At 66.4% G+C, this 18,229-nt stretch carries 15 protein-coding genes; 6 read left to right on the plus strand and 9 right to left on the minus strand.

Annotated features, from left to right (window positions below):
- Positions 1 to 170 precede the first annotated feature (170 nt).
- Genes ntrC through dusB form a run of 3 tightly spaced genes read right to left on the minus strand, consistent with a single transcriptional unit; the run spans position 171 to position 3,796 of the window.
- A complete protein-coding gene (ntrC, locus tag NLR35_RS01720) occupies positions 171 to 1,613 on the minus strand; it encodes a nitrogen regulation protein NR(I) (RefSeq protein WP_006613895.1) in 1,443 nt (480 codons plus the stop codon).
- Between the two features lie 9 nt (positions 1,614 to 1,622).
- Positions 1,623 to 2,798, minus strand: coding sequence for a nitrogen regulation protein NR(II) (locus NLR35_RS01725; protein WP_257164835.1), 1,176 nt, complete (start codon positions 2,796 to 2,798; stop codon positions 1,623 to 1,625).
- Positions 2,795 to 3,796, minus strand: coding sequence for a tRNA dihydrouridine synthase DusB (gene dusB / locus NLR35_RS01730; RefSeq protein WP_257165220.1), 1,002 nt, complete (start codon positions 3,794 to 3,796; stop codon positions 2,795 to 2,797). Before dusB ends, NLR35_RS01725 begins: the two co-directional genes overlap by 4 nt.
- A 421-nt stretch (positions 3,797 to 4,217) precedes the next feature.
- On the opposite strand from dusB, the gene NLR35_RS01735 reads away from it, so the two are divergent.
- From NLR35_RS01735 to NLR35_RS01745, 3 genes are all read left to right on the plus strand, one after another.
- Positions 4,218 to 5,399 carry a bifunctional 2-C-methyl-D-erythritol 4-phosphate cytidylyltransferase/2-C-methyl-D-erythritol 2,4-cyclodiphosphate synthase gene (locus tag NLR35_RS01735; protein WP_257164836.1) on the plus strand — a complete coding sequence of 394 codons (1,182 nt, stop codon included), beginning with the start codon at positions 4,218 to 4,220 and terminating at the stop codon, positions 5,397 to 5,399.
- A gap of 363 nt (positions 5,400 to 5,762) precedes the next feature.
- Entirely contained in the window at positions 5,763 to 6,377 is a 615-nt protein-coding gene (locus NLR35_RS01740) for a CinA family protein (RefSeq protein ID WP_257164837.1), read from the plus strand.
- Positions 6,378 to 7,017: 640 nt separating this feature from the next.
- Complete coding sequence (locus tag NLR35_RS01745; protein WP_257164838.1) at positions 7,018 to 7,983, plus strand: hydrolase; 966 nt, start codon at positions 7,018 to 7,020, stop codon at positions 7,981 to 7,983.
- Positions 7,984 to 8,017: 34 nt separating this feature from the next.
- Here NLR35_RS01745 and NLR35_RS01750 read toward each other — a convergent pair whose 3' ends face one another.
- Positions 8,018 to 8,359 carry a DUF1127 domain-containing protein gene (locus NLR35_RS01750; RefSeq protein WP_257164839.1) on the minus strand — a complete coding sequence of 114 codons (342 nt, stop codon included), beginning with the start codon at positions 8,357 to 8,359 and terminating at the stop codon, positions 8,018 to 8,020.
- Between the two features lie 243 nt (positions 8,360 to 8,602).
- Positions 8,603 to 9,160, minus strand: a complete 558-nt coding sequence (locus tag NLR35_RS01755) for an HD domain-containing protein (protein WP_257164840.1) — start codon at positions 9,158 to 9,160, stop codon at positions 8,603 to 8,605.
- A gap of 855 nt (positions 9,161 to 10,015) precedes the next feature.
- Here NLR35_RS01755 and NLR35_RS01760 point away from each other — a divergent pair.
- Positions 10,016 to 11,278 carry a methyl-accepting chemotaxis protein gene (locus NLR35_RS01760; RefSeq protein ID WP_257164841.1) on the plus strand — a complete coding sequence of 421 codons (1,263 nt, stop codon included), beginning with the start codon at positions 10,016 to 10,018 and terminating at the stop codon, positions 11,276 to 11,278.
- A 330-nt stretch (positions 11,279 to 11,608) separates the two neighbouring features.
- On the opposite strand, the gene NLR35_RS01765 is transcribed toward NLR35_RS01760, so the two are convergent.
- Entirely contained in the window at positions 11,609 to 12,082 is a 474-nt protein-coding gene (locus tag NLR35_RS01765) for a type II toxin-antitoxin system RatA family toxin (RefSeq protein WP_257164842.1), read from the minus strand.
- 10 nt (positions 12,083 to 12,092) lie between these two features.
- Positions 12,093 to 13,052, minus strand: coding sequence for a lipoyl synthase (lipA, locus tag NLR35_RS01770; protein ID WP_257164843.1), 960 nt, complete (start codon positions 13,050 to 13,052; stop codon positions 12,093 to 12,095).
- A gap of 133 nt (positions 13,053 to 13,185) precedes the next feature.
- Between lipA and NLR35_RS01775 the strand changes: the two genes are divergently transcribed.
- The gene (locus tag NLR35_RS01775) at positions 13,186 to 13,851 is read left to right on the plus strand and encodes a DNA-3-methyladenine glycosylase (protein WP_257164844.1); all 666 of its coding nucleotides are present in this window, start codon (positions 13,186 to 13,188) and stop codon (positions 13,849 to 13,851) included.
- 127 nt (positions 13,852 to 13,978) lie between these two features.
- Here NLR35_RS01775 and NLR35_RS01780 read toward each other — a convergent pair whose 3' ends face one another.
- Positions 13,979 to 16,846, minus strand: coding sequence for a valine--tRNA ligase (locus tag NLR35_RS01780; protein ID WP_257164845.1), 2,868 nt, complete (start codon positions 16,844 to 16,846; stop codon positions 13,979 to 13,981).
- Positions 16,847 to 17,120: 274 nt separating this feature from the next.
- Positions 17,121 to 17,822, minus strand: coding sequence for a DUF2497 domain-containing protein (locus NLR35_RS01785; protein ID WP_257165221.1), 702 nt, complete (start codon positions 17,820 to 17,822; stop codon positions 17,121 to 17,123).
- Between NLR35_RS01785 and NLR35_RS34280 the strand changes: the two genes are divergently transcribed.
- Positions 17,704 to 18,114 carry a hypothetical protein gene (locus tag NLR35_RS34280; RefSeq protein WP_257165242.1) on the plus strand — a complete coding sequence of 137 codons (411 nt, stop codon included), beginning with the start codon at positions 17,704 to 17,706 and terminating at the stop codon, positions 18,112 to 18,114. The genes NLR35_RS01785 and NLR35_RS34280 overlap by 119 nt on opposite strands.
- The last annotated feature ends 115 nt before the right edge of the window (positions 18,115 to 18,229 follow it).

Raw genomic sequence — 18,229 nt, forward strand, 5'->3', positions numbered from 1 at the left:
GAACTGACGCGCGGCGTCAAAACGCGCAAATGCGCACCGGCGAACGCCGGTCCGCCGATGCTTGAATCGTGATGACGAAAGCTTGAATCGATGGACGGTGTGCCGTCCTGCAGCGCTGCGCCTTGCAGGCGATCCCCCCCCGACGTGATCGGGGGGGATATTCCTCGGGCCTAACCGCCGCTGCGGTAGACCTGGATGTCGAGGTCGCGGATCTTCTTGCGCAGCGTGTTGCGGTTCAGGCCGAGCAGATCGGCGGCGCGGATCTGATTGCCGCGCGTCGCCGCCAGCGCGGCGGTGAGCAGCGGGATCTCGATCTCCTTGAGGATGCGGTGATACAGGCCCGGCGGTGGCACGCCGTTCGGGAAGCCCTGGAAGTGCGACGAGAGATAGGCTTCGACCGCGCCGCCGAGATTGTCGATCGAGGTCGGCGCGTTGGAGCCGGTGGTCACCGCCGGCGGCGCCAACTCGCCGTCGATCACCGAGGCCGTGATCACGTCCTGCGGATACAGCGCGGCGAGGCGGCGGGCGAGGTTCTCGAGTTCGCGGACGTTGCCCGGCCAGCGGTGCTGCTTGAGCCGCTCCAGCGCGGCGGCATCGAGCTTCTTCGGCGGCAGCCCGTCCTTCTCGGCAAGCGCAAAGAAGTGGCGGACCAGATCGGGCAGGTCCTCGATGCGCTCGCGCAACGGCGGCAGCCGCAGCGGCACGACGTTGAGGCGGAAGAACAGATCTTCGCGGAACAGCCCCTGCTGGATCAGGATGCGCAGGTCCTTGTTGGAGGCCGCGACGATGCGCACGTCGGTCTTGATCGGGGTGCGGCCGCCGACGGTGGTGTACTCGCCCTGCTGCAGCACGCGCAAAAGCCGCGTCTGCGCCTCCATCGGCATGTCGCCGATTTCGTCGAGGAACAGCGTGCCGCCCTCGGCCTGCTCGAAGCGGCCGGAGGCGCGGGTGTTGGCGCCGGTGAAGGCGCCGCGCTCGTGACCGAACAATTCCGATTCGATCAGGTCGCGCGGGATCGCCGCCATGTTGACGGCGACGAACGGGCCGTTGCGGCGCTTGCCGTAGTCGTGCAGCGCGCGCGCGACCAGCTCCTTGCCGGTGCCGCTCTCGCCGGAGATCATCACCGTGAGATCGGTCTGCATCAGCCGCGCGAGCACGCGGTAGATGTCCTGCATCGCCGGCGAGCGGCCGACCAGCGGGATCGATTCGAACTCGCTGTCATCGGGCTGGCTCGCCGCCCGCTCCTTCGGCTCGGCCAAAGCCCGGCCGACGATCGCGATCAGCTCCTTCAGGTCGAAGGGCTTGGGTAGGTACTCATAGGCGCCGCGCTCGGAGGCCTTGATCGCGGTCATGAAGGTGTTCTGCGCGCTCATCACGATGACCGGCAGGTTCGGCCGCATCTTCTTGATCCGCGGCAAGAGGTCGAACGCGTTCTCGTCCGGCATCACCACATCGGTGATGACGAGATCGCCCTCGCCCTGGCTCACCCAGCGCCACAGCGTGGCGGCGTTGCCGGTCAGCCGCACCTCATAGCCGGCGCGCGAGAGCGCCTGGTTCAGGACCGTGCGGATGGCCGTATCATCGTCGGCAACGAGAATGCTACCTGCAGGCATAGGTGGTCCTCAATTTGATCCCTGTGAGGCACGCAACGGCGTCCCCGAAACGTCATCGCGATTGCTTTGGTCTGGTTGTTTGCTGGCGCTGTACATCGGCATCAGCACCCGGAAGGTCGTCTTGCGCGGCTGCGACTCGCACTCGATGATCCCGCCATGGTCGCCGATGATCTTCGCGACCAATGCAAGACCGAGGCCGCTTCCGGTCGGCTTGGTGGTCACGAACGGATCGAACAGGTTCGGCATCAGGTCTTCGGGCACGCCGGGGCCGTTGTCCTTGACGCAGAACTCCAGCGGCAGCGACACCCGCGACTTCTTGCCGGGCACCGACAGCCGCACGCCGGGGCGGAAGGCGGTGGTGAGCTGGATCTCGGCATCGGAGCCGAGGTCGACGACCGCTTCCGCGGCATTCTTGACCAGGTTCAGGAACACCTGGATCAGCTGGTCCTGGTTGGCGAGCACCGGCGGCAGCGACGGATCGTAGTCCTCGATGAAGCGGATGTTGCGGGCGAAGCCCGACTGCGCCAGCCGCTTCACGTGGTCGAGCACGGAGTGGATGTTGACCGGTCCGCGCGCCACCGGACGGTCGTCGCCGAACACCTCCATGCGGTCGACCAGCGTCACGATGCGGTCGGCCTCGTCGCAGATCAGCCGGGTCAGCATGCGGTCCTCCGAGGAGGCCTGCTGCTCCAGCAGCTGCGCGGCGCCTCGGATGCCCGACAGCGGGTTCTTGATCTCATGCGCCAGCATCGCGGCCAGCGCGATCACCGAGCGCGCGGCGCTGCGATGGGTGAGCTGGCGGTCCATCTTGTCGGCGATGGTGCGCTCCTGCAGCATCACCACGATGTGCCCGGCACGCTCAGGCAGCGGGGCGACGTGGAGATCGACCAGCCGGTCGGCGCCGGTGCGCGGCGTACCCAGATCGACCTTGTACTCGTTGACCGGCGCGTTGGTGGTCCGCACCTGATCGATCAGCGCCAGCAGCGGCGAACCGAACGGCACCAGCTTCTTCAGCGACTGCCGCTGCAGAAACTGCGTCGAAGAATCGAAGAACGATTCCGCCGCCATGTTGGCGTCCATGATCATGCCGTCAGGGCCGATGACCAGGACGGGATTGGGCAAGGCGTTGAGGATGGCATCGCCGTCGGACGGAAGGCGCTTGCGCTGTTCTGCGGCTGAGCTCATGCGGCTGCACTCCAGGCAAAATCGTCAAAGGCCTCGCGCAGCGCCCGACGCACCTCGGACGGCTGCTCGGATGTCAGGATACGCTCGCGCCACGCCTTCAGTTTTTCGGCCGGGGCGCCGGCGTGCTGGGCGGCGACGTCGAGTCCCCAGCTGAGATGCTTGCGGGCGTGGCGCAGGCCGACCCGCTCGCCGTAATGGCGGCAGATCTCGTCGTAGAGCGCGGTGAGATAAACGAGCTGCTGCGCAAGCTCCGGCGCGCCCTCTTCCGCCCCGCCGTCGAGACGGCGGCCGATCTGGCCGGGCATCCAGGGCGCGCCTTGCGCGCCGCGGCCGATCATCACGGCGTCGGCGCCGGAGGCCTCGAGCGCCTCTCGGGCATCCTCGAAAGTGGTGATGTCGCCATTGACGACAACGGGGAGGTCGACAGCCTGCGTCACCGCGCGCACCGCGCTCCAGTCGGCCTCGCCCTTGTAGAACTGCTGCCGCGTGCGGCCATGCACGGTGATCAGCTGCACGCCGGCCGCTTCGGCGCGGCGCGCCAGCTCCGGCGCATTCAGGCTACGCTCGTCCCAGCCGAGCCGCATCTTCAGCGTTACCGGCACGTCCACGGCCTCGACCGTCGCCTCGATCAAGGTCAGCGCATGATCGAGATCGCGCATCAGCGCCGAGCCGGACTGGCCGCCGGTGACGTGGCGCGCCGGACAGCCCATGTTGATGTCGATGATATCGGCGCCGCCATCGGCAGCGACCTTGGCGCCCTCGGCCATCCAATGCGCCTCGCAGCCGGCGAGCTGAACCACATGCGGTCCGATTCCGCTTGCCTCGCAGCGCAACCGGGATATCCACCGCCCGCGGACGAGATCGTCACTCGCGGTCATCTCGGACACCACCAGGCCAGCGCCCAATTCGGCGGCGAGTCGGCGAAAGGGCGCGTCGGTGATGCCCGACATCGGCGCGAGGATGGCCCGGTTCGCGAGCGAAACGTCGCCTATCTTCAAAGCCTTGGCTTCTGGCTTGGCTGGTGGTTTGGCCGGACCGGTCACGAACGACTCTTAAAGCTCATCGACGCATCATTGCGTCTGCCCAGCACTCTCAAGCACAATTCTTGGGCAGTCAAGCGTCATGCCTACACTTTAGCCAAGACAACCAGCATTTCAAGTGCAGTGCAGCAAAATATGCTTGTTCGGCAGTCATGGTAAACCCGGGAGCTGCCGGATTTCTGCATGGCTCAGTGCGTATGCCCCGAAGCAGCCGGCAGGACCGCCTGTAAAGGTGCAGCCCCCGCCCTTCACCTCACTCCCGACTCGTCCCTGCGGCTCATGCACTGTGTGATGCCGCTCGCTTAACATCTTCTGCGGATGTAAGAAGCCGCGACCATTCACCGCTCCCTCATCCCACCAGCATCGATACCCTGTTCCCATGACGACTTCTCAGCGGACTGCAGCCATTCTCGTCGCGGCCGGACGTGGCCTGCGCGCCGGCGCCGGCGGTCCGAAGCAGTACCGAACCATCGGCGGCCGCACCGTCATCCATCGCGCGCTCGCGGCTTTCGCGGAGCATCCCGAGGTGAGCGTGGTGCAGCCGGTGGTGAACCCCGACGACATCGAGGTCTTCAATGCCGCCGTCTCCGGCCTCCGCCACGAGGCGCCGGCACATGGCGGCGCGACGCGCCAGGCTTCGGTGCTCGCCGGCCTCGAAGCGCTGGTGCCGCACAAGCCGGAGATCGTCCTGATCCACGATGCGGCACGTCCGTTCGTGACGCCGGCGGTGATCTCGCGCGCGATCGTCGCTGCGAACAAGACCGGCGCCGCAATTCCCGTGGTGCCTGTCACCGATACGATCAAGGAAGTCGGCGCCGACGGCGACATCACTGCGACACCCGAGCGCGCCAAACTCCGCATCGCGCAGACGCCGCAAACCTTCAGGTTCGACACGATCCTCGAGGCGCATCGCCGCGCGGCGCGCGACGGCCTCACCGAGTTCACAGATGATGCGGCGATTGCCGAATGGGCGGGATTGACCGTCGCGACCTTCGAGGGCGATGTTGCTAACATGAAGCTCACCACACCGGAAGATTTCGTGCGCGAGGAAGCGCGGCTCGCGGCATCGCTCGGCGACATCAGGACCGGCACCGGCTACGACGTCCACGCCTTCGGCGAGGGCGACCATGTCTGGCTGTGCGGCCTGCGCGTGCCGCATAGCAAGGGCTTCCTCGCCCACTCCGACGGCGACGTCGGCCTGCACGCTCTGGTTGACGCCATCCTGGGCGCCCTGGCCGACGGGGACATCGGCTCCCACTTCCCGCCCTCCGACATGAAGTGGAAGGGCGCCTCCTCCGACCAGTTCCTCAAATACGCCATCGAGCGCGTCACCGCGCGCGGCGGCCGCATCGCCAACCTCGAAGTCACGATGATCTGCGAGCGCCCGAAGATCGGCCCCTTGCGCGACCAGATGCGCGCCCGCATCGCCGAGATCTCCGGCGTCGACATCTCGCGCATCGCGGTGAAAGCCACGACCAGCGAGCGCCTCGGCTTCACCGGCCGCGAGGAAGGCATCGCGGCCACGGCCAGCGCAACGATCCGGCTGCCCTGGGGGGTGTAGTTAGTGAGATTGGATTGATCCAAGTCTAGCCTCGGCTTCCGCCGGTGAGGTAGGAGATCAATCCTCTCTGATGTCAGACTTGAATTTGCGCCGCGACGGCGGTGCGCTCCCTCGCCCCGTTCTTACGGGGAGAGGGTTGGGGTGAGGGGCAGCCGCACGGGTGATGCGTGCGGACAGACCTGTACCCCCTCACCCGGATTGCATCTTGCGATGCAATCCGGCCTCTCCCCGCATCCGCCTTCGCTCTCCGAGCTACGGCGGACGAGAGCGGGGTGAGGCAAAACCGAGCCCAGGGAGGCGCCTCAGATCCATCGAGGCACTCCATCTCCGGCGGGTAGCTATCAGTTCGAGGACGAGCGGCACATGGCGAGCGAACGTCAAATCGGCTCCACCAGCGCGCTGGCCCGCTCGCTGCTCGACCTCTGCCGGTCGCGCAAGCTGATGATCGCGACCGCGGAGTCCTGCACCGGCGGCCTGGTCGCCGCCGCACTGACGGAAATCCCCGGCTCCTCCGACGTCATCGATCGCGGCTTCGTCACCTACTCCAACGAGGCCAAGCGCGCGATGCTCGGCGTCGAGGCTTCGACCCTGCAGACCTTCGGCGCCGTCTCCAAGGAGACCGCGATCCAGATGGCGGTCGGCGCACTCGAGCGCGCCGACGTCGACCTCGCGGTGGCCATCACCGGCATCGCCGGCCCCGGCGGCGCCACCCCCGGCAAGCCGGTCGGCCTCGTCCACTTCGCCGTCGCCGCCCGCGACGGCCGCATCACCCACCGCGAACAGCGTTTTGGTGCCATCGGCCGCAGCACGGTGCGGACGCGGTCGGTGCTGGAGGCGTTGCGGATGCTGATGGAGCTGGCGAGGCCGCAGGTGCCAGCGAAGCCGAAGCGCGCAGCAGCCACGCGGCTGCGCCCGCGCGTGGCGCGCGCGCCACGGCTGCATCCGGTGAAGCGGCCACCGAGGCGGCCAAGGACGTAGTTTGACCTGACGCGCTGCGATATTGCCGCGACGTCACCGCGAGCGCAGCGATCCGATCCAGTCCTTGCCGATCACGAGGCGACGCCCTCGCCCCACCCTCCGTCGTCATCCCCGCGAAAGCGGGGATCCATAACCACAGGCTCCCGTGTGGTGGCACGTCCGCGACTCCGATCTCGTCTCACCACGTCCGCTGCGGAGTATGGGTCCCGGATCGGCGCCTCCACGGCGCTTTGCGCCGTTCCGGCTTGCCCGGGACGACAGCGGTGGGCGTAGTCCACATGCGTAGTCGGACTATTCGTCGGTTGGCCGCGCGTCGACTCGGCGAGTGAGCAAAGCGACCGCCTTAAGGCGGACACGTGCCCGCTGTGGTGCGAGCGCGCAGAAGCGGTGGGCACGGCGCGTTCACGCAGTGCGCGAAAAAGCAGCAATGCGGGCGCGCCTTTGCCCGCTCGACAGAACTGTGCAAGCCGCACGGTTGGTCTGCCGACCGCAGCCGCAGAGTCTGAAGGGCTCGATCAACTCATCTTGTCCTAGCTCGCCTCACACGCAGTGAACGCGACGTGTCCCGCCGCGACATACGACTACGCACGACGATCCGGCGACAGCGCGGCCCCATCGTTCACATCAAGGAGATCACCCTTTGCATCGCACCCTGACCGCGCTTGCGCTCGCACTGCCGCTCCTCACCTCCCCGGCTCGGGCAGCCGGCCTTCAACTTCTCGACGACACCCCCGAGCTCAAGGGTGCGATCTGGACACCTTGCACCGCTGCGGCGCAGGAGGTGCCTCTCGGCAAGCTCGGGATCACCGGCGTCAAGACGCTGCCCGGTGTCAAGGATTGCCCGATCAGCGGCAACAGGCTGCCGCTGATCGTGTTCTCGCATGGCCGCGGCGGCTGGTTCGGGCAGCATCATGATGTCAACGAGGCGCTGGCGGATGCCGGCTTCATCGTGGTGTCGATCAGCCATCCCGGCGACAGTTTTGGCGATGATGCACAGCGCGACAGCCTGTCGGTCTGGCTCTCCCGGCCACAGGACATCATGCGCCTGATCGATTTCATGTTGCAGCAATGGACGGGCAAAGCCGCCATCGATCCCGGCCGGATCGGTTTCTTCGGCTTTTCGCGCGGCGGCTATACCGGAACGGTTCTCGCTGGCGTCGACCCCGATTTTGGACGCGTCGCTCAATATTGCACGCAGAAGAATCCGTTCTGCGAGCAGGTTCATAGTGGCAAGCTTCCCACGAGCTGGCCGCATGATCCGAGGATCAAGGCTGCGGTGCTCGCTGATGCCGCTCACACGGTCGGGTTCACAAAAGCGAACCTCGCGAGCATAAAGATTCCCCTGCAGGTGTGGCGCTCAGAACTCGGTGGCAATGGTGTGGATCCAGAGGGGACGGCGCGCGTGACGGCGAGCCTGCCCGGCAGCCCTGAGGTTCACACCGTGCCCGCCGCCCATTTTGCCTTCCTCGCGCCTTGCTCCGCCGAGCTTGCCGCGGCGGTCCCTCGCATCTGCGCCGACACGCCCGTGGATTTCGATCGCGCGGCGTTTCATCGAACCTTCGACGCCGAGATCGTTCGATTCTTCTCTGACAAGCTTGGTCACTAGACGCCTGCCGAACCTCCATGACAGGGACGACCTCTCATGCGCGCCAGAATGGGCGTCGGCACATCTGCCTCGCCTGCGCGCGCGTCACGCCGTAATCCGCCAGAACTTCGTCGGCCATCCACGGCAACTCCCGCGCGAAGCGGCGGCGCTCGTGCCAGCGCGTCCACCAGAGTCGCAGCAATGACACTGGCTCGGAATCGGTGCGATCCTGGGCGGGAGACGGGGCGGCCAAGTAGTAGACGTTGGCGCCGGACGAGATCGAGTGTCCCGGTGAGGAAGGATGACGCTGCCCCGAGAGCGCCGATGGTGGCAGGACGTGACGAAGCCCGCCCGCCCCGATGGTGCTGACGCTCGGATCGTTCGTCGTGCTCGGCATATTGGGCTCCTCTCGAATGAGAAACCTGCCGGCAACAAAAAAGCCGCCAGGTTTCTGGCGGCTGTTCGGATCAAAGACTGCACATCATCAGACTGCGCGTGATCCTCCCGCCACCCTCGAGCTACGGTGCGTCCAACGACCGAAACGATGGGTGGCGGCGGTGATCATGTCGGCTCTATAGTCGATCGCTCTGAGGTTGTCATCTGCAAATACGAAAGACCACCCCCGTCCGGTTCAACCCGTTCAGGACGGAAAAGCGCGGACCGTCCGCGCAAGCTCCCGCGCCAACGGCCCCGGCAACACCTGATCGAAGATGCTGCTCAGTGTGCGGTAGTACCAGATCGTCCCGTCCTTCTTGCCAGTGAAGCGTTGCCACACCGCATCGCCAACCTCGTCGAGATCGCGCGCGATCGCCTCGGCATTGTCGACCTTGTCGGCAAGCGAGACCAAAAGCGACGAGGCCGGCTTGTGCGGCAGCTTGGTGAGATAGGCTTCCTTGCGGGGACGCCACTCCGGCTTCGGCTCGACCCAGCTATCGGTGCAGTCCGCGACGATCTCGGCGACATCATCGCCGAACCGCCGTCGGATCTCGTCCAGCGTGGCCTGCCCGCCCTGGTCCTCGGCGGCGTCGTGCAGCAGGCCCGCGATGGCCTGCACTTCGCTGCCGCCGGCGGACAGCACCCGGCTGGAGACGCTCAGCAGATGCGCGACGTAGGGCACATTGCTGCCCTTGCGGAATTGGGTGCGATGCAGCTGCGCGGCATAGACAAGCGCGTCGTCATAGAGAGGTGAGAGTGACATCAGTTTGCTTCTTCTCCGAATGGTTGGGGATCAGACAGTCGAACGTTCAATTCAGCAGAGCATAGCCGCAGGGTCACATGGAGCATCTCAAGAGGTCGTGCGTCAGCATAGCCCACCCGTCGGGCAAATCAGCTGCGCCGCCGACATGTGTCAGACGCCTTGCTGAGCCTTCAGCCGGCCGAGGGTGAACAAGAAGCCGTGCGCGGCACGACGAATTTCTTCAGCGCGTTCAAAGCCCGACTCAGTGTCCAGTCCTGCGCGCAAAAATATTCCGCTTTCGTCTTTCCAGAATTCATGTTTCCCTCCCCTCATCCCGCCTCGACACGAGGGGCGTATCGCGATCGTCACGACACGCGAGGTGGGAGGCGATGGCCGCCGACGGGCCGCAGCGCGCCTTCGGGCGTGCCGACGAACGGCTCCTGGCGGACGTGAAGTCGCAGCGTCCTGGCACCCCGAAGCTGGTGCCACGCCGGCGGTGATGATCCGCGGGTCACGGGGGCAAGACAGCCGGTCCCCGGGGAGACTGCGTATAAGCGTGAAGACCATCGCGCAGGGAATGCCGGATGTCGGCTGGACCTGTGGTGACTGCCGCCTGCTTTTTTGTTGCAGGCGGGCCATGGGTTGCGGCCAGCGCCCGGCATTCCCTGCGCCCTCGTGATTTGTCCGGGGGTCCGTCGATCTCAACAGCTCGGGCGCGTCAGCGCTGCGGGACGTCAGCGGCTGCGTCGCGTCTCCGTAATTCTCCGGCCCGACAGATCGAAAGATTACGGGCAGCGCCCTCGGCCGGAAAGGTTTTGGTTAATTTTGCCCTGCTACGTCTCGCTCATTCTTCTCTGACAGTGGATTCGGGACCCCATGGCTTTCTTCTCCGGCAAGTCGGCTGATCGCACGCATAACCTGTTGATGGCGGAGCTGTTCGAGCGCAATCGCGACGCCATCCTGGTGATGTCCGAAGGCAAGATCATCGCCTGCAACGAGACCGCGGTGCGCTTCGGCGGCTTCCGCAGCAAGCAGGACCTGCTGTCGCGCTCGCCAGCGACGATGGCGCCGGAATTCCAGCCCAACGGCAAGCGCTCCGCCGAAATGGTGAAGGAGATGGACGCCAAGGCCCGGCGCGAAGGCCATGCCAGCTTCGAGTGGACCACCAAGCGCGCCGACGGCAGCCCGGCGCTGGTGCAGATCACGCTGGTGCCGACCACGATCGAGGGCCAGACCTACGTCATGAGCTTTCGCCGCGATCTCTCCGATCTCATTGCCGCGCGCGAGGAGAAGAAGCGCGCGCTCGACCGGATTGCCAAGGATTTCGAGACCTCCGTCGGCGCCATCGCCAATGCCATCTCCGGCGCCTCGCGTGAGGTCGAGACCACAGCAGCGTCGCTGACCGCCACCGCCGACCAGGCCACCCAGCGCGTGGCGCTGGTGGCTTCGGCGTCGAGCTCCGCCTCGTCCAACGTCCAGTCGGTGGCCGGCGCGACCGAGGAGCTGTCGAGCTCGGTCAGCGAGATCAACCGCCAGGTCGCGACCTCCTCGACCATCGCCGCCGAGGCGGTCGAGGCCTCCTCGCGCACCAACGACCTCGTCAACAGCCTGGCTGACGCCGCCGCCAAGATCGGCGCCGTCACCGACATGATCAACGCGATCGCCAGCCAGACCAATTTGCTGGCGCTGAACGCCACCATCGAGGCGGCGCGCGCCGGTGATGCCGGCCGCGGCTTCGCCGTCGTCGCCTCCGAGGTGAAGAGCCTGTCGAGCCAGACCGCCAAGGCGACCGACGAGATCTCGGCCCATATCAGTGCGATGCAGCGCGCCACCAGCGACACCGTCGCGGCGATTCAGGGCATCGGCGGCACCATCGGCCAGATCAGCGAGATCGCCAAGACGATTGCCACCGCAGTCGACCAGCAGGGCCACGCCACGCAGGAGATCGCCCGCTCGGTCAGCCAGGCCGCCAGCGGCACCCGCGAGGTCGCGACCAACATCGGCTCGGTCAGCCAGACGGTGGAGTCGGCCGGCGGCGCCGCGCGGCAGATGCTGGGCGCGGCGGGGCAGCTCTCCAGGCATGCCGACGATCTGCGCGGCAAGGTGAAGGACTTTTTGACCGCCGTGCAGGCGGCGTGAGTTTCGATCGTCTGCGACCGAATTTGACGATCAGGAAGGCTCCGCGACGATGTCGCGGAGCAGCTGTTTGAGGACGTGGATAGGATTCCTAGAGCGACGCTGTTCAAAGCGGCGCTCGTTCGCTGCGAGTTGGGAGACCGCGAGCCCCACCCTCCGCCGTCGTCCCGGGCTTGACCCGGGACCCATACTCCGCGGCGGATGTGGCGAGACGAGATCGGAACGACGGGCGTGCCGCCACACCACACCCTGTGGTTACGGGTCCCGGCGTTCGCCGGGACGACGACTGAGGGTGAGGCGCCGACTGATGTCGAAAATCGGCAGCAGCAAGACTTACGTCGACGACACCGCCGGCTTCCGCCCGTAGATCGCGTCGGCCCGCTTTTCGAACGCCGCCGACATGCGCGCGAACACCGTGTCGAACATCGAGCCCATCAGCATCGCCAGCATGCGGCTCTTGAACTCATAGGCGATGAAGAACGTCACCTCGCAGGCGCCCTGCTCCCGCTGCTCGAAGCTCCAGCGGTTTTCCAGGCTGGAGAACGGCCCGCTGACATACTCGACCAGGATGTTGCGCTTGGCGCGATCGAGCGTGACGCGGCTGGTGAACGTCTCCTTCACCAGCTTGAACGACACGGTCATGTCGGCGACGACGACCTCGGTGCCGTCAGGCTTCGGATTGCGCTGACGTACCACGAGGCGCTCGCACAGCGGAACGAATTCCGGGTAGCGCTCGACGTCGGCGACGAGGTCGAACATCTGGTCGGCCGTGTGCGCGACGCGGCGCTTGTTGGAAAATCTCGGCATCTCGTCTCGATCAGCGCGCGAGCGCGTCGCGCGCGGCCTTCAGTCTGGCGAAGTCCTCGCCGGCATGGTGGGAGGAGCGCGTGAGCGGGCTCGCCGACACCATCAGGAAGCCCTTGGTGTAGGCGACGGTCTCGTAGTTGGAGAACTCCTCCGGCGTGACGAACGACATCACGGCGTGGTGCTTCTTCGTGGGCTGCAGGTACTGCCCGATGGTGAGGAAATCGACCTCGGCCGAGCGCAGATCGTCCATCACCTGCAGCACCTCGTGGCGCTGCTCGCCGAGGCCGACCATGATGCCGGACTTGGTGAAGATGGTGGGATCGATCTCCTTGACCCGCTGCAGCAGCCGGATCGAGTGGAAGTAGCGCGCGCCGGGACGGACCGAGAGATAGCGCGACGGCACCGTCTCAAGATTGTGGTTGAAGACGTCCGGCTTGGCCGCAACGACCTGCTCCAGCGCGCCCTCCTTGCGCAGGAAATCGGGCGTCAGCACCTCGATCGTGGTGGTCGGGCACTTCGCGCGGATGGCGCGGATGGTCGCGGCGATATGGGCGGCGCCGCCGTCGGCGAGATCGTCGCGGTCGACCGAGGTGACGACGACATGGGCGAGGCCCAGCTTGAAAGTGGCCTCGGCGACGTGCTCGGGCTCACCGGCGTCGAGCGCCTGGGGCATGCCGGTCTTGACGTTGCAGAAGGCGCAGGCCCGCGTGCAGGTGTCGCCCATGATCATGAAGGTGGCGTGCTTCTTGTCCCAGCACTCGCCGATGTTCGGGCAGCCGGCCTCCTCGCACACCGTGACCAGGCCGTTCTCGCGCACGATGTTGCGGGTGTCGGCATAGCCGCGCGTGGTCGGCGCCTTGACGCGGATCCAGGCAGGCTTGGCCGGCGAGACGGAGTCCGGTCGGTTCACCTTTTCGGGGTGGCGCGGGCGCAGCGGCGTGTTCGAGAGGGTGTCGACGATGGTGACCATGGGACCTGCAAATCGCTGTTGCGCCCTAGCTATTCCGTGGCGGGCTGCGCCGCAACCGGCTGGCCGAGGATACCAGGGCATGGCAGATATGGGCAGCGCCCGCGGGCGCTCATCCCGGCAGATTTTCTTGAGAATGGCGCAAAAACCGGCAAAAACTCCCGGAGTTTCACGGCCTCGGGCCCGCGGCGCAGGCAAGCGGCTGACGCGGTCCTTCTTCGCCCGCGATGTGCTCCAGGTGGCACCCGACCTGATCGGGGCGACGTTCCTGGTCGACGGCGTCGGCGGCGTGATCGTCGAGGTCGAGGCGTATCACCACACCGACCCCGCGGCGCACTCGTTCCGCGGGCCTACGCCGCGCAACCAGGTGATGTTCGGGCCGCCCGGCTTTGCCTATGTCTACCGCTCCTACGGCATCCACTGGTGCGTGAACTTCGTCTGCGAGGCCGAGGGCTCGGCGAGTGCCGTGCTGATCCGGGCGGTCGAGCCGACGATGGGCGTGGACGAGATGCGGCGGCGGCGTGGGCTGGAGGATGTGCGGGCGCTGTGCTCGGGGCCGGGCAAGCTCACCGAGGCGATGGGCGTGACCATCGCGCACAACGGGCTGGCGCTGGATGCGTCTCCGATCGAGCTGTTCGCACGGTCAGGCGATGTCGAGGTCGTCACCGGCATCCGCATCGGCATCACCAAGGCGATCGAGAAGCCCTGGCGCTTCGGCCTGAAGGGCTCGCGGTTTCTGAGCAAGCCGTTTCCGCCCACAGCCGTCGTCCCGGGCAAGCGCAGCGCGACCCGGGGCCCATAACCACAGGGAGAAGTGAGGCGAAGAACGACGCCGAGCGCGCCCGACCGAAGCATCACACGTTATGGGTCCCGGCGTTCGCCGGGACGACAGCGGAAATTGGTGAAGCAGTCGACGTGACGCGCGGCAGCTAGCCCACGCCCTGCAGCCGCGACAGCGCGTCCTGGAACTTAGCCTTGCGGGCCAGCGCCGCCTCGCGCTTCTCCTTCTCCTCCTCGACGAGCTCCTCGGGCGCGTTGGCGACGAACTTCTCGTTGCCGAGCTTCTTGTCGACGCGCTCGATGTCGGCCTCGGCCTTGGCAATCTCTTTGCCCAGGCGGGTGCGCTCGGCGGCGAGATCGACGACGCCCTTGAGCGGCAGCGCGGCGACCTCGCCGCGGACGACGAGTTGCGCCGCGCCTTCCGGCGCGGTGTCGGCGAAGGAGATGTCCGACAGCCGCGCGAGTCGCTTGATGACCTCGCTCCAGCGCGGCGCGCGGTCGCGGGTCTCGGCGGAGGCGCCAACGAGGGCGAGCGGCATCAGGGTGGCCGGCGGGATGTTCATCTCGGCGCGGACCGAGCGGATCGCGGTGACGAGATCGACCACCCAGCCGATCTCGGCCTCGGCGGCCTCGTCCTTGAAGCTGGCGGCGTCGAACGACACCAGCACCGGCGGCACCAGCGGATCACCGAAGCTCGCGGCCGACAGCGCGGCGATCTCGGCGACCGTCGGCGTGTCGACGCGGTGCGGCCAGGGCGACAGGGTCAGCAGGCTGTCGCGCTTCGCCGTCGACTCCCACAGCGCCTCGGTGATGAAGGGCATGAAGGGATGCAGGAGCTTGAGGATCTCGTCGCGCGCCCAGGCGACCATCGCCTTGGTCTCGTCCTTGGCCGGCCCCTCTTCGCCCAGCAAGGTCGGCTTGGAGAGCTCGACATACCAGTCGCAATAGACGTCCCAGACGAAGCGGTAGATGGCGTTGGCCGCGTCGTTGAAGCGATAGGCCTCCAGCGCCTCGGTGACCTCGCGGGTGGCCGCGGCCGCCTCGTGGGCGATCCAGCGGTTGAGCGTCTCCTTGGCGGAGGCCGGATCAAAGCCCTCCGGCACGGTGCAGCCGTTCATCTCGGCGAAGCGGCTGGCGTTCCAGAGCTTGTTGGCGAACTTGCGGTAGCCCTCGACGCGCTGCGTCGACAGTTTGATGTCGCGGCCCTGCGCGGCCATGGCGGCGAGCGTGAAGCGCAGCGCGTCCGCGCCGTGTTCGTCGATCAGCGCGAGGGGATCGATGACGTTACCCTTCGACTTCGACATCTTGGCGCCCTTCTCGTCACGGACGAGCGCGTGGATGTAGACGGTCGAGAACGGCACCTCCTTCATGAAATGGAGGCCCATCATCATCATGCGGGCGACCCAGAAGAAGATGATGTCGAAGCCGGTGACCAGCACGTTGGTCGGGTAGTAGCGCTTCACCTCGGGCGTATCGTCGGGCCAGCCGAGCGTCGAGAACGGCCACAGCGCCGAGGAGAACCAGGTGTCGAGCACGTCCTCGTCGCGCGTGATGAAACCCTCGCGCTTGTTGCGGTCGAGCGCCATCTCGCGGCCCTGCTCCGCCGTGATGACCTCCTGCTCGACGTAGTAGCCGATGGCGTGACCGACAGCCTCCTCCTCGGTCTCGGCAACGAACACCTTGCCGTCGGGACCGTACCAGGCCGGGATCTGATGGCCCCACCACAGCTGGCGCGAGATGCACCAGGGCTGGATGTTCTCCATCCACTCGAAATAGGTCTTCTCCCAGTTGCGCGGCACGAACGTCGTCGCGCCCGAGCGGACGGCGGCGATCGCCGGCTGCGCCAGCGTCTTGGCGTCGACATACCACTGGTCGGTCAGATAGGGCTCGATGACGACGCCCGAGCGGTCGCCATGCGGCACCATATGGGTGTTCGGCTCGACGCGCTCGAGGAAGCCGAACGCCTCCAGCCGCTCCAGGATCTTCTTGCGCGCGGCGAAGCGCTCGACGCCGTGGAATTCCTTGGCGAACTCCTCGGAGCCCTCGGGCAGCCCGCGCAGATAGTCCTCGTTGTCGACCAGCGCAATGCAGCCCTCGCGGTCGAGGATGCTGATCTGCGGCAGGCCGTGGCGGCGGCCGACCTCGAAATCGTTGAAGTCGTGCGCCGGCGTGATCTTGACCGCGCCGGTGCCCTTCTCCGGATCGGAATAGGTGTCGGCGACGATCGGGATCTCGCGCCCGACCAGCGGCAGGATTACGCGCTTGCCGACGAGGTGCTGATAGCGCTCGTCATCCGGATGCACGGCGACCGCGCTGTCGCCGAGCATGGTCTCGGGACGCGTCGTGGCGACGACGATGAAGCTCGAGGGATCCTCGGGGCTGAACGTCTTGCCCTCGATCGGATAGCGCAGGTACCAGAGGTTGCCCTTGACCTCGATCTGCTGGACCTCGAGGTCGGAGATCGCGGTCAAGAGCTTCGGGTCCCAGTTGACCAGCCGCTTGTCCTTGTAGATCAGCCCAGCGCGGTGCAGCTCGACGAACACCTTCACGACGGCCTTGGACAGGCCCTCGTCCATGGTGAAGCGCTCGCGGCCCCAGTCGCAGGAGGCGCCGAGGCGCTTGAGCTGGTTGATGATGGTGCCGCCGCTCTCATCCTTCCACTGCCAGACGCGCTCGAGGAACTTCTCGCGGCCCATCTCGCGGCGGCCCGGCTGCTGACGCTCCATCAGCTGGCGCTCGACCACCATCTGGGTGGCGATGCCGGCGTGGTCGGTGCCGGGCTGCCACAGCACGTCGCGGCCACGCATGCGCTCGAACCGGCACAGGATGTCCTGCAGCGTGTTGTTGAGCGCGTGCCCCATGTGCAGCGACCCGGTCACGTTCGGCGGCGGGATCACGATGGTGAAGGGATCGGCGTCGCGGCGGTCAGGGCGGCCGGCGGAGAACGCGCGGGCATCCTCCCAGACCAGGGACATACGACCTTCGAGGTCGGCGGGCTGATAATTCTTCTCGATCATGACATTTCCCAGCTGGCGCGGCGCCGGCTGTCCAATTCGGGATGTCGCGGAACTTCGTCCAGGTCTTTGGTCGCGACCTGAAAAAGCTCGCGCAAGCTGTTGGTGCCTGGGCTCTTTTCGGACTGATGCCCGGCCAGTCATCGCACTCTCGAAGAGCGATCTCCGATCCGCCCGGCCGGCACCAGCTTGAACAGGCTAGAAAGCCGCCGCGGGCCGCCAAGTCAACAGCGGCGGCCAAATCAGGCGCGGGCGGCGAAAGGCGCGGGCCGGCGGCTCACCTGCCGCGCGAGACGCGCTCGATCTCCGCCTTGACGATGCGCTCGACCAGGGCCGGCAGATTGTCGTCCAGCCAGGATTTGAGCATCGGCCGCAGCATCTCCTTGACGAGATCCTCCAGCGTCCGGGCGTTGTTGCTCAGCACGGTGTTGGCCAGCGCGTTGAACGCCGACTCCACCGCGTTGACGGTTGAGGGCGCCAGGATCGGCTGCTTCGGCGGGGTCGCTTCGAACGAGGCCTCGAAGGTCGGCGCGCTGGCCGGCTTGTGATTGAGCCGCCCGGATTCGATGAACTCGATGTCGTCCTGCGGCTCCACCTTGCGGAAGGAAGCCGCGGCGGCGGGGGCTGGAGCGGGGGTTGGAGGTGCCACTGCCATATCGTCCGTCAACTCAAGTACATCTGGTTCAGGAGCGGGCTCGGGTTGCGCCGGCTGCGCTTCTGCGACGGGACTAGTTTCATCCAAACCCGCCAGCAATGCGTCAATGTCGTCCTGGCTGTTGCTCGGCGCTGCCGCAGGCGGCGGTGGGGCCGGCGCCGGCTTCGCGGCAGCCGGGGCAATCTTGGACGGCGGGATGTCGTTCATGACCGGCTTCGGCGCCGGTGCGGGCGCAGCCGGCTTCTCGGCCTTCACGGGCTCCGGCGCTGCGGCCTTCTCCGCAGCCGGCGGCTTGGCTTCATCGTCGGCAATGATCCGCCGGATCGACGCCAGAATCTCCTCCATGGAGGGTTCTTGGACCTTTGCAGGCTGCGTCATTTCCGACTCCAAATCAGCGACGCCGCCGCACGCGCCGGCTCAACGCAACCGTCCCGGGCGCCGGATCCAAGCGGCTTGGACTTCTCAACGGACATGCCGACTTGTCTCCAGACGAGGCCAGATCGATGCAAAACAACAGAACGATACTGTCCATGTCGGCGTCTATTCTTGGAAGAACATCCGACGTAGTCCGAATCGTTCGGCGGCCATTTTGAGGCTATGTCATGGCAACAAATGAATGCAAGCAACGCCCGCCGCGAACCGGTGGAGCACGGTGTTCGCCGGCCAAGCGTCTCACATTCATCACAACTACAGCATGTGCCATAAAAAAATCCCCCGGCCAAGGACCGGGG

The sequence above is a fragment of the Bradyrhizobium sp. SRS-191 genome (genome assembly GCF_024586915.1).
Taxonomy (GTDB): Bacteria; Pseudomonadota; Alphaproteobacteria; order Rhizobiales; family Xanthobacteraceae; genus Bradyrhizobium.